13 protein-coding genes and 1 pseudogene are annotated in these 15,856 nt (G+C 34.5%); 8 read left to right on the top strand and 6 right to left on the bottom strand.

All coding sequences use genetic code 11. The features are described from left to right. Window positions 1–53: 53 nt before the first annotated feature. Together QUF99_RS01290 and colA are read left to right on the top strand one after the other, a co-directional pair. Window positions 54–761: an IS6 family transposase gene (locus tag QUF99_RS01290; RefSeq protein ID WP_289368244.1), complete on the top strand. Its 708-nt coding sequence runs from the start codon at window positions 54–56 to the stop codon at window positions 759–761. Window positions 762–1,650: 889 nt separating this feature from the next. Then, the gene (gene colA / locus QUF99_RS01285; protein ID WP_289368243.1) at window positions 1,651–4,539 is read left to right on the top strand and encodes a collagenase ColA; all 2,889 of its coding nucleotides are present in this window, start codon (window positions 1,651–1,653) and stop codon (window positions 4,537–4,539) included. Between the two features lie 458 nt (window positions 4,540–4,997). On the opposite strand, the gene QUF99_RS01280 is transcribed toward colA, so the two are convergent. Then, the gene (locus tag QUF99_RS01280) at window positions 4,998–5,852 is read right to left on the bottom strand and encodes an alpha/beta fold hydrolase (RefSeq protein WP_289368229.1); all 855 of its coding nucleotides are present in this window, start codon (window positions 5,850–5,852) and stop codon (window positions 4,998–5,000) included. Window positions 5,853–6,064: 212 nt separating this feature from the next. On the opposite strand from QUF99_RS01280, the gene QUF99_RS01275 reads away from it, so the two are divergent. Continuing rightward, on the top strand, window positions 6,065–6,460 hold the full coding sequence (locus QUF99_RS01275) for a hypothetical protein (RefSeq protein ID WP_289368228.1): 396 nt from the start codon (window positions 6,065–6,067) through the stop codon (window positions 6,458–6,460). Between the two features lie 91 nt (window positions 6,461–6,551). Here the strand turns inward: QUF99_RS01275 and QUF99_RS01270 are convergent, their stop codons facing one another. Together QUF99_RS01270 and QUF99_RS28395 are read right to left on the bottom strand one after the other, a co-directional pair. Continuing rightward, window positions 6,552–6,725: a hypothetical protein gene (locus QUF99_RS01270; protein ID WP_289368226.1), complete on the bottom strand. Its 174-nt coding sequence runs from the start codon at window positions 6,723–6,725 to the stop codon at window positions 6,552–6,554. A gap of 293 nt (window positions 6,726–7,018) precedes the next feature. Continuing rightward, window positions 7,019–7,205, bottom strand: a pseudogene (locus QUF99_RS28395) (hypothetical protein). Window positions 7,206–7,439: 234 nt separating this feature from the next. On the opposite strand from QUF99_RS28395, the gene QUF99_RS01265 reads away from it, so the two are divergent. After that, window positions 7,440–8,207, top strand: coding sequence for a hypothetical protein (locus tag QUF99_RS01265; RefSeq protein WP_289368224.1), 768 nt, complete (start codon window positions 7,440–7,442; stop codon window positions 8,205–8,207). Between the two features lie 120 nt (window positions 8,208–8,327). Then, window positions 8,328–9,179, top strand: coding sequence for a phospholipase C (locus QUF99_RS01260; RefSeq protein WP_289368223.1), 852 nt, complete (start codon window positions 8,328–8,330; stop codon window positions 9,177–9,179). 193 nt (window positions 9,180–9,372) lie between these two features. On the opposite strand, the gene QUF99_RS01255 is transcribed toward QUF99_RS01260, so the two are convergent. Continuing rightward, the gene (locus QUF99_RS01255; RefSeq protein WP_483298582.1) at window positions 9,373–9,573 is read right to left on the bottom strand and encodes a transposase; all 201 of its coding nucleotides are present in this window, start codon (window positions 9,571–9,573) and stop codon (window positions 9,373–9,375) included. A gap of 567 nt (window positions 9,574–10,140) precedes the next feature. On the opposite strand from QUF99_RS01255, the gene QUF99_RS01250 reads away from it, so the two are divergent. From QUF99_RS01250 to QUF99_RS01240, 3 genes are read left to right on the top strand one after another with little or no spacing between them, the layout of a single operon-like run. Then, window positions 10,141–11,328 carry an efflux RND transporter periplasmic adaptor subunit gene (locus QUF99_RS01250; RefSeq protein WP_289368221.1) on the top strand — a complete coding sequence of 396 codons (1,188 nt, stop codon included), beginning with the start codon at window positions 10,141–10,143 and terminating at the stop codon, window positions 11,326–11,328. Further along, the gene (locus QUF99_RS01245) at window positions 11,325–12,005 is read left to right on the top strand and encodes an ABC transporter ATP-binding protein (protein ID WP_289368220.1); all 681 of its coding nucleotides are present in this window, start codon (window positions 11,325–11,327) and stop codon (window positions 12,003–12,005) included. Before QUF99_RS01250 ends, QUF99_RS01245 begins: the two co-directional genes overlap by 4 nt. Beyond that, on the top strand, window positions 12,002–13,201 hold the full coding sequence (locus QUF99_RS01240; RefSeq protein WP_289368219.1) for an ABC transporter permease: 1,200 nt from the start codon (window positions 12,002–12,004) through the stop codon (window positions 13,199–13,201). Before QUF99_RS01245 ends, QUF99_RS01240 begins: the two co-directional genes overlap by 4 nt. Window positions 13,202–13,442: 241 nt before the next feature. Here the strand turns inward: QUF99_RS01240 and QUF99_RS01235 are convergent, their stop codons facing one another. After that, window positions 13,443–14,981 carry a thiol-activated cytolysin family protein gene (locus QUF99_RS01235; RefSeq protein WP_289368218.1) on the bottom strand — a complete coding sequence of 513 codons (1,539 nt, stop codon included), beginning with the start codon at window positions 14,979–14,981 and terminating at the stop codon, window positions 13,443–13,445. A gap of 178 nt (window positions 14,982–15,159) precedes the next feature. Next, window positions 15,160–15,822 carry a ribonuclease H1 domain-containing protein gene (locus QUF99_RS01230; RefSeq protein ID WP_289368217.1) on the bottom strand — a complete coding sequence of 221 codons (663 nt, stop codon included), beginning with the start codon at window positions 15,820–15,822 and terminating at the stop codon, window positions 15,160–15,162. Window positions 15,823–15,856: the final 34 nt, after the last annotated feature.

Genomic DNA, 15,856 nt, shown 5'->3' with positions numbered 1-15,856 from the left:
TCTCTAACACTTGGACATACTGATCCTATTACTCTAGAAAAGGTGTGATCGGTATGGCAAAGGAACATGTATTCAAGTGGAAACATTATCAGCCTGATGTTATCTTATTAACGGTAAGATGGTACCTACGGTACAACCTCAGTTTTCGTGATTTAGTCGAAATGATGGAGGAACGGGGCTTATCCATTGCTCATACAACGATTATGCGTTGGGTTCACCAATATGGTCCTGAGTTAGATAAGAGAGTTCGTCGTCATCTTAAGAAAACGAATGATTCTTGGCGAGTAGACGAGACGTATATTAAGGTCAAAGGAAAGTGGATGTATTTATATCGTGCAGTTAATTCAGAAGGAAACACCATTGATTTCTACCTAAGCAAAACAAGAAATCACAAGGCTGCAAAGCGTTTCTTCAAGAAAGCTTTGCAGTCTTTTCATGTTTCACAGCCTCGTGTGATAACCATTGATAAGAATCCCGCCTATCCTATAGCAATTGAAGAGTTGAAGAATGAAAAAAAGATGCCTGTAGGCATCCAAATAAGGCGAGTGAAATATCTCAATAACATCGTGGAACAAGATCATCGATTTATTAAAAAGCGAGTGCGTTCGATGTTAGGATTCAAATCATTTCGTACAGCCACTTACATACTGAGTGGCATAGAAGCGATGCATATGATGAAAAAGAAGCAACTTCATCAAGGGGTAAAGTCTGCCCAAAATCAAAAAGATTTCATTGATAAATTGTTTGGTATCGCATCATAATCTGTAATTTAGTAGGAAATTCAGGTCCTACTTTTTTTATAATTTATTTTTGCACCAGAACCTTATTTATCGCACTATATAGGTTTGAGAAGTATTTTTAATCAAACTTATTTATAAAGCTACAGGTGACCCCTAATATGCAATATTACATATTAATAAATAATCTATATATATAACTTAAAAAATAGCTATAAAGATAATGAACATGCAGGTTTCCCTTTTTGATTATTAGTTTCATCAGGAAAGAAGTCAGATCTTTGAAAGACTTTTGTAACATTTATGAAATAAAATTGAAATATATATATACTAAGATAAACATATCGAAGGTGTTTTTATTTTAATCTGAAGTAAAAAGTATAAGCAATGTACAGTATAATTTCATTTTTTATAATCTTGTAGAAATGATGAAAGAAAGGGAGAGGTTGCATAAATCTAATTTAAGAAAAACATATGATTATCCAGTAGGTATTTTATTAACTCTTACATCTTAAGTAAAAAACAGAAAAATTAAGCTCAGTTTCATTATTACTAGCATATAGAAATCTCTATTATTACTTTGGTAGATTCTCACACAGATATAATATTGTGGATTTATGTTATTACAATGAACCTGTCCACACTAAATCTATAGGATCAAATATTTTATAAAAGGCTCAAATGATGTACAAAATGTTTATCCTTTGGCGTATTCAGGTTAAACCGTAAAAAGTACTCACTCGACACTCATTAGAGTGCTTTTTTGTGTTTAAATTGCACCAAAAGGTATCATGTTCTTTTTGATATGGTATTCCTGTGTATAGAAATATGCAAAGAAGTAATATGAATTACTTTATATTAATTTATCATAATAATATGTTGTTTTATGAAACTTTTAAACGGAGGAAATGTTATGAACAAGAAATCAAAATTTACTCAAATGATGCTCGGTATTAGTACAGTGGCCTTATCATTTGGAAGTATTCAAACACAAGTATCAGCGGAAGAAAACACACCTTATAATGTGTTACAAAAGAAACCAATTGGGATAGAAACTTCAACAGATGAAATTGCACATTCTACAAAAGCAGACGAAACATTGTCTTATGAAGAACGTTTAAAAGTAGGCGATTTTTCACAACGTCCGACTCCGGTCGTGAAACGAGCAGCGGCAAAACAATTTCAGCAAAAGTATTCTGTGGCAGAGCTGAATAGAATGAGTGATGACGAATTAATTGATACATTGGCAAATGTTAGTTGGGATCAAATTACAGATTTATCTCAATTTAATCAAGAAACAAAAGTATTTTATCAAAATAAAGAGCGAATACAGGTTATTATTGATGAATTAGGTCGTCGCGGAAGCACATTTACAAAAGATGATACAAAAGGGATTGAGACGTTTGCTGAAGTATTATGTTGCGGTTTTTATTTAGGCTTTAATAATAAAGAGTTAAACTACTTAAATGAGCGAAGCTTCCAGGATAAATGCTTACCTGCATTAAAAGAAATTGGAAGAAATCCGAATTTTAAACTTGGTACAGATAAACAAGATAAAGTGGTATCTACATATGGTAAATTAATTCATAACGCTTCTTGTGATGCTGAAACAGTTCGATATGCAGAAAATATATTAAAACAATATAACGATAATATTTCTACATATGTAAGTGACAAGAATAAAGGGGACGCCTTGTATAATCTTATACAAGGGATTGATGATGATATACAGTCTTACTTGAATGGTACAAGGAAAAAAGCGGATGAAACAATATGGTATGGGGAAATTGATGGTTTCATAAATGAAATCAGTCGACTGGCTCTTCTGAATCATGTAACAACAGAGAATAGCTGGTTAATTAATAATGGTGTTTATTATACTGGTCGTTTAGGGAAATTCCATAGTAATCAAAATAAACCTTTAGAAGTACTTACACAAGCAATGCATATGTACCCTCGTTTAAGTGAAGCTTATTTTAATGCGGTAGAGCAAATTTCAACAAACTATGGTGGAAAAGATTATTACGGAAATACAGTAGATTTACAGAAAATACGTGAAGAAGGCCAACAGCAATACTTGCCAAAAACGTATACATTCGATGACGGTTCTATCGTATTTAAAACAGGAGATAAAGTAACAGAAGAAAAGGTTAAGAGACTATATTGGGCTGCTAAAGAAGTAAAAGCACAATATCATCGTGTAATTGGAAACGATGCAGCGTTAGAAGCAGGGAAAGCTGATGATGTACTGACAATCGTAATTTATAATGATCCATATGAATATAAACGAAATAGCCAATTATATGGATATGACACGAATAATGGTGGCATTTACATTGAAGGAAAAGGAACGTTCTTTACATTTGAACGTACACCGCAGCAAAGTAGTTATACTTTAGAAGAATTGTTCCGTCATGAATTTACACACTATTTACAGGCAAGATACGAAGTTCCAGGATCATGGGGACAAGGAGAATTATATCAAAATGAACGTATGACTTGGTTTGATGAAGGAAATGCAGAATTTTTTGCGGGATCTACTCGTACGAATAACGTTGTTCCGCGCAAAAGTGTAATTAAAGGATTATCATCTAATCCTGCAGAACGTTATACAGCAGAACGAACATTATTTTCGAAATATGGATCATGGGACTTTTATAATTATTCTTTTGCACTGCAGTCTTACTTATATACTCATCAATTTGAAACTTTCGATAAGATTCAAGATTTAATTCGTGCAAATGATGTGAAGAATTACGATGCATATCGTGAAGCTTTAAGTAAGGATCCAAATTTAAATAAAGAATACCAAGACTATATGAAGCAGTTAATTGATAATCAAGATACATATAATACCCCACAAGTATCCGATGATTATTTAGCTGAACATGCACCAAAGCCACTAGCTGATGTAAAGAAAGAAATTGAAAATGTGGCACGTATAAAAGATGCAACAATGACAAAGCATAAGTCTCAATTCTTTGATACGTTTACATTAGAAGGAACATATACAGGCGGCGTAACAAAAGGAGAATCTGAAGATTGGAAAACGATGAGCAAGCAAATTAATCAATCTTTAGAACAGTTAACGCAAAAAGAATGGAGCGGCTACAAAACAGTTACAGCGTATTTTGTTAATTATCGTGTGAATGCGAACAATCAATTTGAATACGATGTTGTATTCCATGGTGTTGCAACGGGAGAAGAAGAAAAACAGACGATTAAAGTAAATATGAATGGACCATACAATGAGATGTTAAATGAAAAAGTTGAGTTTCATAGCGATGGTACAGAAAGCATAGGTGGAAAAATTGTTTCGTATCTCTGGGATTTTGGGGATGGTACAACAAGTACAGAAGCAAATCCTACTCATGTATATGGAAAAGAGGGAACATATACTGCAAGGCTAACAGTGAAAGATAATAAAGGAAAAGTAGGCCGTGGACAAACAACGGTTACCGTAAAAAAGGATGAGCCAGTAGGTCATGGATATGGCAGCGCAAAGGCAATTCGTTTTAATAAGCTTTTCAAAGGAAATATGGATATGCCTAATATGGCGTATATGTACACATTCAATGTTACATCTCCAAAAGAAGTAGATATTTCTTTTATAGACGAACAGGGGATTGGAATAAAATGGGATGTATATCACGAATCAGATTTAGGAAATCCTGTCATTACGGGCCAAACGGATGGAAATAATATAAAAGGGAAATTTGAAGCGAAACCTGGGAAGTATTACGTAGTTGCATTTTTTGAAGAGGAAAATAGAAATGGGACATATTCATTATTAGTAAAATAAATCTATTCTAATGTATATATAAATTTAAATTTTTATTTGAAATTTTTCATTGTATAGATATACGATATGATGGTTGTTTTTTAAGGAGTCTATCTTGTAATGTTTTCTTTCGTCCATTTCACTGTAAGAGGTTAAACAGACGAAGAATCTTTGATAGTTCCTGTGGTCATCTCTCCGTCAAGTAGACAACAATAAAAAGAGTTTTATACCACGGCCTTTTCCCGATATTCTATCTGGGAAAGGCCGTGAAGTTTTTTTGAAAACGTTCTTGATTATAAAATGTAATAACGGGGTACCGCCACATCGCAATCAAGCTAAGAAAAGCAAATACCCCAAGACGAGAAAATTGGCATCTCCAGGTGGAAATGTACAATTTTTTCGTTTAGGGGGTACTTCAAGACCTTAGCTTGATGGGCATGCGGCAGGACCCCAAATTCATGTTATTCACCTCTAAGAAATCATTGCATATAAAACTCATGAATCGTATTTATGAATCTCTCTTGTTCTTCTAAGAATGGATAATGATTGCTATTTTCAAAGGGAATTAGAGTTGAATTAGCAACTTGTTCATTTATTTCTATGGAACATTGGATAGGGCATTGAACATCATGGTTTCCACAGATCACCAAGGTTTTAACATTTATACTTTGCAATTCAGATCTTAAATCAAAATTAGGAAACTCCTTAGAGAAGTAATTCATACGTTTAGCCGACATGCGTTTTTGGATATTTTTATTGAAATAGGTGTGATAATTCTCTGGTTTGTGGAGTGATAGCTTTGTTCGATTAATTGATAGTTTTTTTCTTTGTTCAGGGGTTATGTCTGGAACCTTTAAAGCTTCAGCTAGCTCTTGCATATAGTCAAATTGAGGATGTTCTGGGTTATAGATACTTTCTTTTATGATTGCATAATCTTTTGATGCTGCTGATCCGACAATAATTAATGACTTTAAGGAAGAACTGAAGTGAATGGCATATAAAAGACCTAACATTCCTCCTGTAGAATGACCAGCAAAATACCATGTGGAAATTCCTAAAGATTCTCTTACAGCATCTAAATCCCTAACAGTTTCTAACATACTTAGTTGTTCTTCGTGTATTTCGGTTTCAGAACAACCAACTCCACGTAAATTTATTAGAAATACTTGATGTGTATCTGTAAAAGTATCAGCAAAATAATCGCCACTATTATTAAATTCTGAATACAAATGTGTAATACAAAGAGGTTCTCCCGTTCCTTTTGTAAATACTTCAAAGATCCCTCTCTTTGTTTGAATTAAATTAGTTTCCCAAACTTTTTGTGTTTGATTCATAGCGACCACTTCTTTCTCCCCCTTTTATCCAAGCTTACTATAAAAAGGACTGTATATCTTGTACATGTGAGGTTTACATAACACCTCTTATCAGTAGTCAATCTATCTAGAAATCTATAAAAATCCCTTCAGATTTTCTGAAGGGATTTTTCATTCACATAATTCAGACTATCGAAAGTTCCTTTAGAGCATACTACTTAATGAGGTGATCTATGTTTATTGGTAACTGCTTTATCTTGTATAGTATTATAAGTTCTTTGCATTTAGGTAATGTACAACAGGTACAAGAGCCTACTCCCCAAATCATAAAGACATATACAAATATCCCTGAAATAAATAACTGGGTTAGTGTTCCGCTGGGAACTGAGGAAGTCACTATATACGTGAAAGCTAAAAATACAGAAACCATGCTGTTTTGGCTTGTACCAACAGGTACAGCTACATGGAAGGAAAGAAAGCTACTGGGATATGATACTGATGGAACAGATGGATGGTCCTTAAAATGGAATATAAAAGGTAAAGTGCTACATAATCATATACATGTACAAGCTCTTGGTTATACATCAATAAGTAATGATTTAATTAATATCAATTCAGAACCTAAATAAAAAGGAAAGCCTGTATAATAAGGCTTTCCTTTTTATTTACATAATCTTCGTTTTCGGAAGTAAAAGCAAACCCCTCCCATCAAAAAGAGGTTTATTTCTTAAACAGTTGCATGACTGGACTTAATCCCATTAGGACTCCGCCAATAATCGCGGCAGCAGTGGCAGGAGCGACCATGTTTTCCCATTGAGAAGCATAGGTTCCTCCTGTAAACAGAATCAATCCTATGATTAAGAGCCGAATGTCCAATGTACCTCGAATACGCATGATTTTCCCCCTATTAGAACAACGATTTTACCACATTGTACCATTTGGAAGAAGTAATGTGTTGCATAATTTTGGATGTATATTCCATACATGGTAGGTTTACATAAGTCGTCATTATCGGTAGAAAAATGTTAAAGCCATAATTACAAATAAAGAAAAAGAATCCCTTATGATTTTTGGGATTCTTTTTCTTGTTTAAAGTTTGCTCACCCAAATGATCTGCACATCAATCCATCTTTGATATACAGATCATTTGTATGATAATTTTTATAAATAATTGCGGAATAATAAACTTACATAAATGCTTTTAAAAGCTCTTGTACGAATGGAAGTAATCCACCTACAAATTTTAAAACTGCCATTGCGATTGCCATGTTATTTCCTCCTCTTTTTATGTATTAAGATATGGTCCATCTTTATGTTTTTATTATAGTAAGCGCTTACATTAATATCAATACATTTCGATATGCAATATTGCATATTTTTATATAATTTATATATTTAATTAAATAGATTGCCTATAAAGCTAATGAACATGCAGGTTTCCTTCTTTGTGTGCTAGTTTCATCAGCAAATACGTCAGACCTTTGAAAGACTTTTGTAACATTTATGAAAGAGAAATGAAAGATTTGTTAGCTAGGATGAGGCTGATCTACTAGTAGACGATGCGCGCAGATAGTAAAACCATTAGTGAAAATAAGAAGGGATTAAGACATGTTGATTAAAAGAAAACTACCTATACTTACATTCTTAGCAATAATTTTTAGTTTGATAGTAACTATTTTTCCTACAAGTTCTGCTTATGCAGATGAAGAAGATCGTATCCTTGATATTTATGGTGATCCAATTACCACAAATAAAGACTATATATTAATAAATAAGTACTGGGACGTGGTGGGAGTTCATCCTAAAGACCGTATAGCACCTGTAGGTCAGAATAGATTTGGAGTAACTTATGAGAAGTACGCTGGTTGGCATTATGCAATTCAGTATAGAAAAGCATCTTATTATGGATCAGCGGAAATACATAAAGATACAAAAGGCAATGAGTACTATGGTACACCTATAAATTTTGAAACTCCAGATGGATTAAACAGTGATGGATATATAAGACATAATACGCCAGTTACCACGTCAATGTGGATTGGTGGACCAAATGCTGAGGCAGGAGGAGTAAAAAAATATATAAATGCAAAGGATGCTGGATGGATTTATTTTAGCGACCAATCAAAAAGCAAGTTAATCGTTCAGAAAGTAAATTCGAAGGAAATAAACTTAGCAACAGGCACCACCGAGATTCTTAGAGATAAATTTGGTAGACCTTGTGATTGGTACAGTGCAGATCCAAAGAACTCTTATTATGGAGTTACATCAACTTTCCAAGTACAGATAGCACAATACCCAGGCTCAGATCACGAGAAAATGTGGGCAATTTCTGCTCCTAAAAGCGTTGCTGGCTACGAATTAGTACCTTTGCAATAAAACGTCTGTTACATTCAGCTTTATATAACTGCACTTATTAGTATGTAATGTGTCTTCCGGTAAGGTAAGAGAAAACTCTATGAAGGAAAGTTAAATTATACATCAAATGGAGGAATATTTATGAAAAGAAAAATGTTTGCTATAGCTTCTGTAATTGCTTTAACAGCTCCTATTCAAAGTGTGGCGTTTGCACATGAAAATGCCCATCAAGATCCACCAATTGCTCTAAAGTGGTCAGCAGAATCTATACATAATGAAGGAGTAAGTTCTCATTTATGGATTGTAAACAAAGCCATTGATATTATGTCCCAAAATACGACTGTTGTGAAGCAAAATGAGACAGCTCTATTAAATGAATGGCGTACGGATCTAGAGAAAGGCATTTACTCTGCGGATTATCAAAACCCATACTATGATAATTCCACATTCGCTTCACACTTCTATGATCCTGATTCAGGAAAAACGTATATTCCATTTGCTAAACAAGCAAAGCAAACAGGAGCGAAATATTTTAAACTAGCTGGTGAAGCTTATCAAAATAAAGATTTGAAAAATGCATTCTTTTATTTAGGATTATCACTTCATTATTTAGGGGATGTTAACCAGCCTATGCATGCAGCAAACTTTACTAACGTTTCGCATCCATTTGGCTTCCACTCAAAATATGAAAACTTCGTTGATACAGTGAAAGACAATTATAAAGTAACGGATGGAAATGGCTATTGGAATTGGCAAAGTGCAAATCCAGAAGAGTGGGTTCATGCATCAGCAGCTGCAGCAAAAGCTGATTTTCCATCAATTGTTAATGACAATACGAAGAATTGGTTCTTAAAAGCAGCGGTATCACAAGACTCTGCTGACAAATGGCGTGCTGAAGTAACACCGGTAACAGGAAAACGTTTAATGGAAGCACAGCGTATTACAGCTGGATATATTCATTTATGGTTTGATACGTACGTGAATAACAAATAACAAAATAAACTTATACATGGAAAAAGTTATGTATGTTATAAAGTGAAACTTCTAACAGTGGGGGGCTTCATCCCCCACCTATCTTCTTTGTTTCTCTCTGAATCTTGATGTGGAAGTCTTACTGACCGCAAATAGCGGGATAAAGTAAAACGGAAACGACTATTGGGTTCAAGGGTCATCCTGAGAGTAAATACTATAATTGGTTCTGTTGCAAAGTATATGATGTATGGCTTTTTTCAAAAGCTTTTTCTCCATGAAATTGATACTGTTGAATCCATGTTCGAAAAATAGGGTGAGCCACCTTGATAGAATCTGCGATGGTTTTTTGACTTTCTTTACCATTCAAATAACGTTTTACAGCTTCTATTTTCTCTTCAACTGTAAATTTGGCCATAAGAAAAGCACCTCCAATTGTTAGACTGTGTCTAACAATTGGGGTGCACTTCATTTCTGGGATTCTTTTTCTGGTTTAAAGTTTGCTCACACAAATGATCTGCACATCAATTCATTCTTGATATACAGATCATTTGTATGATGTTTTTTTACATATAATTGCAATTGCGGAATAATGAACTTACATTACTGCTTTTAAAAGCTCTCCTACTAATGGGATTATTGCACCTAAGAATGATAAAACTGCCATTGCGATTGCCATAGTATTTCCTCCTCCTATTTTGTATAGTAAGATAATGAACTTACATTACTGCTTTTAAAAGTTCTGCTACGAACGGGATGATTCCACCTAAAAATTTTAAAACTGCCATTGCGATTGCCATAGTATTTCCTCCTCTTATTTTGTATAGTATGTTGTAAATCTTTATACCCTTATTATAGTAAGCGCTTACATATATATCAATACATTTTTATATGCAATATTGCATAATATTACATATGTTATTCATGTTATGTTTAAAAATTATAATATACTTAAAAAGTATATAATCATGAAAGGAGATACACTATGTTACCAAATACAACACGTAAACTTAACAAAAAGAAGAAATGGATTATCAGTGGGGTTATTACATTAATTGTTATCGTTGCAGCCATCAATATTTTTGTCATGCAAGGTAAGAAGAAGGGTGAGGCAAAGGCAGATGCTGTTAGCTTCGAAAAAGTAACAGAGCGTAAACTTAATAATACAAAATTGATTTCAGGGCAGGTGAAACCTGGGAATATTGAAAGCTTTTATGCAGATCCGACAAAAGGAAAAGTAAAGAATATTGAAGTGAAAGAAGGGCAAGAAGTAGAGAAAGGAACGAAATTATTCTCTTATGATAATGAAGAAATTAATTTACAGATGAAGCAAGCTGAGCTTGATCAAAAAATGGCTACTATGCGTTATGATCAAGGGCAAAAGAAAATAGATTCCATAAAGAAAGAGATTAAGAAGGCGAAAGATAGCGGTGCTGGGAAAGAAGTAACAGATCCGTTAGAAGAGCAAGTAAGTCAATTAGAAGTACAGCAAAAAACAACTGACCTAGAGAAAGAAAAAGGTCAATTGCAAACAGAGCAGTTAAAGAAAAAACAAAATGAACTTACTATTTATAGTAATTTTTCGGGTGTTGTACAAAAGCTAGATAAAGATGCAGCACAAAGCTCAGCGCAAGCAATGGGCGGACAAGGAAAAGCATTCTTACAAATTGCTTCTAAAGATCCATTCCAAATTCAAGGGACATTAACAGAAATTCAAAAATCAAAAATTCAAAAAGATCAAACATTCACTGTAACTACAAAAGCGAATAGTAAGAAGAAGTGGACAGGGAAGATCATAGAAGTAAGTGAGTTCCCAACGAGTGCAGAAATGGCAGCAGCTGGCGCAGGCGGTGAAGCAACACAAAATATGTCTCAGTATACATATAAAGCTAGTTTAGATGGACAAGAAGGATTGTCTCCAGGCTATCATGTATCCTTACAAGTCAATTTAGAAAACAAGAATATGATTGCTGTTCCTAGTAAGAGCATTGTAGAAAAAGATGGCGATGCATTTGTTTATGTGGAAGAGAAAGGCAAGCTTCGTAAACAAAATGTGAAAAAAGGTTCCACTGACGGCGATTGGACAGAAGCTGAAGGCGTAACAGTAGGACAAAAGGTGGTTAAAAATCCTTCCGACAACGTGTATGACGGAATGGAAGTGAAAGAAAAATGATTACGTTAAATAATATTCACAAGACGTATTATCAAGGGAAGCTGGCGGTACCGATTTTACATGGTATTAGTTTAACAATTCAAAGCGGTGAGTTTGTTTCTATTATGGGACCATCTGGTTCAGGGAAATCGACGCTTATGAATATTATCGGTTGTTTAGATCGTCCAACAGAAGGCGAATATATGTTGAATGATGTAAATATCTTAACAGCAGATGAGAAGAAACTTGCCCTCATTCGTAATGAATATATTGGCTTTGTGTTTCAACATTTTAACTTACTACCACGTCTTTCAGCAGTAGAAAATGTCGAACTTCCGCTTATATACAGCGGCGTAAAGAAAGCAGAGCGCCGCCAGCGGGCTCTTGAGGCACTTGGGAAAGTCGGATTGTCAGACCGAGTACGTCATTTACCAAGTGAGCTATCAGGTGGGCAAAAGCAGCGTGTAGCCATTGCTCGTTCTATCGCAAACGATCCGACGTTTATTATGGCTGATGAGCCAACCGGTGCACTTGATACGAAATCTGGTGAACAGGTTATGGATATTTTTACAAAGTTAAATGCGGAAGGTACAACAATTGTTATGGTTACGCATGAAGAGGAAGTTGCTGCGTATTCTTCACGCCGAATTGTACTACGAGATGGGAAAATTACAGAAGATAGAAGGTGTGCGGTATGAGTTTACTAGATAGTATAAAAATTGCCCTATCTTCTATTCTAGCTCATAAACTGCGCTCAGCACTTACGATGCTCGGGATTATTATCGGCGTCGGTTCCATTATTATTGTTGTTGCGATTGGGCAGGGCGGGGAAGCCGCATTAAAATCACAATTTGTTGGTTCTGGAAATAGTGTGATTTCTATTCACTATAGTGCTGACATGAATGATCCATCCGGTATGGAATCATTGGGACAACCAAAATTGACGGAAGAAGATATTTTTGAAATTAAGAAGATTCCAGAGATTGCACATGTAATTAAGACAAATTCAAATATGGAAACACTTGATGTTAATGATAAAAAAGAGATGGTAAATATAAAAGGGCTAGACGGTGAATACTTTGCTGTAAATAAAGTTAAGGTGAAAAAAGGTCGTTCTTTAAATGATACAGATATTGAACAAGGAAATAATGTTGTCATGATTAGCAATGGTTTAGAAAAAAAGATATTTGAAAAAGAGAATCCCATTGGAAAAATCATCGAAATGAAAGGCCAACCAATGCAAATCATTGGTGTATATGAAGCTACAGGTGGATTTATGGGAATGGGAGATTCCGAGGCGTTAATTTCATTAACGTTATGGCCAACGTTGTATGGAACAGATGAAATTCAAAGTATTTCTGTTCAAGCGAAAAAAGTCGATAATTTAGATGCCTCTGGAACGAAAGCAGCTGATGTATTAAATAGTCGTAAGCCAAGTGAGTTTACAGGTAAATATGAGGTACTAAACTTAAAAGAAATTCAAGAGGGTATTTCTAAAATGACAAATATCATGACGATGATTATCGGTGGTATTGCTGGTATCTCACTAGTCGTTGGTGGTATCGGTGTTATGAATATTATGCTTGTATCTGTAACAGAGCGTACTCGTGAGATTGGGGTACGTAAAGCACTTGGAGCAACGCGTAGTAAAATCTTACTACAGTTCTTAATTGAAGCTGTTATGTTAACGCTTCTTGGAGGACTAATTGGAATTGGAATTGGTTATGGAGGTGCATATATTGTGTCAACATTTGCAAAATGGCCACCACTTGTTTCATGGCAAGTAGTCGTTGGCGGTGTGTTATTCTCTATGACACTTGGTATTATTTTCGGGTTGATTCCAGCGAACAAAGCAGCAAAATTAGATCCGATTGAAGCCCTTCGTTATGAATAAGTTTATTAGTAGATAGCTCTTTATTTAATGTAGTTCTGATAAAAAGATAAAACAAAAAAGAAGAATCCAAAATGGACTCTTCTTTTATAAATTTAAATGGGTAAGATTTAGATATGTCAGAGCATTCCTCAAATCATTCTGTAAGTAAAGAGTGGCACCTCATTCCCTAAATCGTTTCCATACCCCATATACTTGTGGCCAAGTAAAAAAGCGCCCTGTAAACAGGGCGCTTCACTTTTACCTAATGACTAATATTAGCACTTGGGTATAATGTCGTTCCTCCAATTGAAACTTTTATTTCATTTGTTAATGGAACATTTTGTTCATTAATAATTGTTCTCCACCATTCCCATGCAAGACCTGTACATTCTCTCGCTACGACTTTTACATTTTTTGAATTCGGTGGAAGAGGTATAACTGTAGAGTAATGAGCCGTTTTGTCTTGGCCGTTTCCTTCCCAAGTTTTATGGGTTAGTACTTCTTTTCCATTTTGATCATATGAGAATTCATCCCAAGATACATCAAATTGAGCAACATATGCACCAGTATGATCAAGCGTCATTTTAGCACTGGAATATTCTGTAGTTGTAGTCTCAATATAATCTGTATTGTTATGAACAGCAGCAGTTGCGTTATCTTTTAAGAAAGTGCTTGTATATGAAATTGGGTATGCTGGATTTTTAGGACTTAATTCTGCATTATCTTTAATGATATTTCGTATTTCATTAAAATCTTTTGTAACAACCTTGTTATGCTCTTTTGCATCTCCGCCTAATACTACAGCGGTAAAAGTACTGTCTTCAAAAATATCTTTGTACTGTCCACTCGTTTCGACGCTGTTATTCTTAATTAAGGCTTTAAAGGCAGCTTGTACATCTTTGCTCTTAGATGTTGTTTCTAATTTCACATAAATTGTTCTGCCATAAGCTACATTTGACACCATAACAGGCGGAGCCGCATTACTTACCCCTTTACGAGTTAACTCACCAAAAGTAACACTATTATCAAAAAGATCTGATGGATTGTTAGGTAGTTCTGCACTTACGGTATAAAATATTTGCTTATATGCCGCAACCATCACTTTTTTCTCTCCATTTGCAATCGCATTAAAGTCAATGTTCAGCCCATTATCAAGATATTTAGCGTTAACATTAAGAGCACTTGCTATTTGAGATTTACTATAAACCATAGATTCTGTATACTGCATTCTTGCAGGTAACGTATGTGTTGTTGAATACTTTTCATTCCAAGTAGATACTAAATCATCTACTGCTCCAGACACATTACTATATGTTGGATTTTGGACAGTTATTGTATTTTCTTTTCTCATGCCAGGTAAGTCTATACTAATATTCAAAGGTTTTCTCTTAGCCACTAATAAACTAGGTTGATTATCTGCAAAAGCTTTATTTGCAAGTTGTACTGCTCCTGGATAAGTACGATTAGCCACAGAATCAATAATCGAAATATCGACTGGTGAAGTTGTAAGTGATTTTTTCTCACGTTCAACTACTACAAATTTACCATTTGAATTTATACTTTCTTTCGGAACAAAACTCTCTACTTTATCACCATTTACTGCTAAAATATCTCTACTATCATACTTTAAATTTGCTATGCCAGTATCAATGCCACTAGCATTTTTTGTTGCATCAGCTGAATTACCTGTTTGTGTTTCCGCGAAGGAAATAGATGAATAATTAATAGTGCATAAACTAACTAATAAACATGCTAGGAATTTTATTCCTTTAGTATTTTTTATAATTTTCAAAAAAAACAACCCCTTCCTTAAAAAATTGTATCATAAAATTTTGATTTTTGTATATTGATAAATTTTTTTCACTTACTCAAATTAGATAGTTTTTAAGCTACTTTCATGCACCCCGTCCTTTTTTACTTCTTAACATTTTTATGCCTATACCATCATTTTTGGGGCTTCATCCCATACCCAACTATTTTTATAGATTCGTTGCATATTTGGCAAGACGATCTGCTAAATCATTGTACTCATTACCGCTATGAGCCTTTACTTTTACAAATTGTATTTCGATGTTACGCATGTATTTTTGCATAAAATCTTGATACTCTTGTGTTTGAGTGGTTTTAGCTCTCCAGGATTTTGTTGCAAAATTTTCAATTCCTGTATAATCATAGTACAAAATCATATGTTTCCAGCCATTCGCTAAAGCCAATTCTACCGCACGTCTTGCACCCATGAGCTCAGCACCAACATTATGAGTTGCTGTTACATCTGAGTAGGGATAGGCACTGAAATCTTTTAAATACACCTGATTTTGAACAATCATGACTAAGCCATATCCTGCAATTTTCCGCTTCATGTTATAACTTCCATCAATATAGACTTCTACGATGGATTCCTGTGAAACACTTGAAGAGTGTAGCTTCGTTGGTTGTTCTTTTATGTTTTGAGAAGAAGAAGATACCTGGTTCCTTTTATTTTGAATGAGAGTGGATGACAAATATTGTTGTGCTTCTTTTTTTGAAGGAAAAGAGCGGTACTGAGCACCTGAATATCCTTTTACATGTGTTTCACATTCTTTCCAAGAATAAAAAATACCGATTTTCCTTCCTTTTCGCACAGCATATATCTTCTTTTTCATCCCTCTTCCTCCTCATTTCCTTTCTAACTAACGT

It is taken from the genome of Bacillus sp. DX4.1 (assembly GCF_030348195.1).
Taxonomy (GTDB): Bacteria; Bacillota; Bacilli; order Bacillales; family Bacillaceae_G; genus Bacillus_A.
The sequence above is the reverse complement of the archived record's forward strand: the minus strand, read 5'-3'. Positions and strand labels throughout refer to the sequence as shown.

Bases quoted from the DNA above. Each gene is read 5' to 3' on its own strand.
- QUF99_RS01230 (WP_289368217.1), bottom strand. From the start codon at position 15,822: ATGAAAAAGAAGATATATGCTGTGCGAAAAGGAAGGAAAATCGGTATT.
- QUF99_RS01290 (WP_289368244.1), top strand. From the start codon at position 54: ATGGCAAAGGAACATGTATTCAAGTGGAAACATTATCAGCCTGATGTT.
- QUF99_RS01255 (WP_483298582.1), bottom strand. From the start codon at position 9,573: ATGGCCAAATTTACAGTTGAAGAGAAAATAGAAGCTGTAAAACGTTAT.
- QUF99_RS01250 (WP_289368221.1), top strand. From the start codon at position 10,141: ATGTTACCAAATACAACACGTAAACTTAACAAAAAGAAGAAATGGATT.
- QUF99_RS01240 (WP_289368219.1), top strand. From the start codon at position 12,002: ATGAGTTTACTAGATAGTATAAAAATTGCCCTATCTTCTATTCTAGCT.
- colA (WP_289368243.1), top strand. From the start codon at position 1,651: ATGAACAAGAAATCAAAATTTACTCAAATGATGCTCGGTATTAGTACA.
- QUF99_RS01265 (WP_289368224.1), top strand. From the start codon at position 7,440: ATGTTGATTAAAAGAAAACTACCTATACTTACATTCTTAGCAATAATT.
- QUF99_RS01245 (WP_289368220.1), top strand. From the start codon at position 11,325: ATGATTACGTTAAATAATATTCACAAGACGTATTATCAAGGGAAGCTG.
- QUF99_RS01280 (WP_289368229.1), bottom strand. From the start codon at position 5,852: ATGAATCAAACACAAAAAGTTTGGGAAACTAATTTAATTCAAACAAAG.
- QUF99_RS01275 (WP_289368228.1), top strand. From the start codon at position 6,065: ATGTTTATTGGTAACTGCTTTATCTTGTATAGTATTATAAGTTCTTTG.
- QUF99_RS01260 (WP_289368223.1), top strand. From the start codon at position 8,328: ATGAAAAGAAAAATGTTTGCTATAGCTTCTGTAATTGCTTTAACAGCT.
- QUF99_RS01270 (WP_289368226.1), bottom strand. From the start codon at position 6,725: ATGCGTATTCGAGGTACATTGGACATTCGGCTCTTAATCATAGGATTG.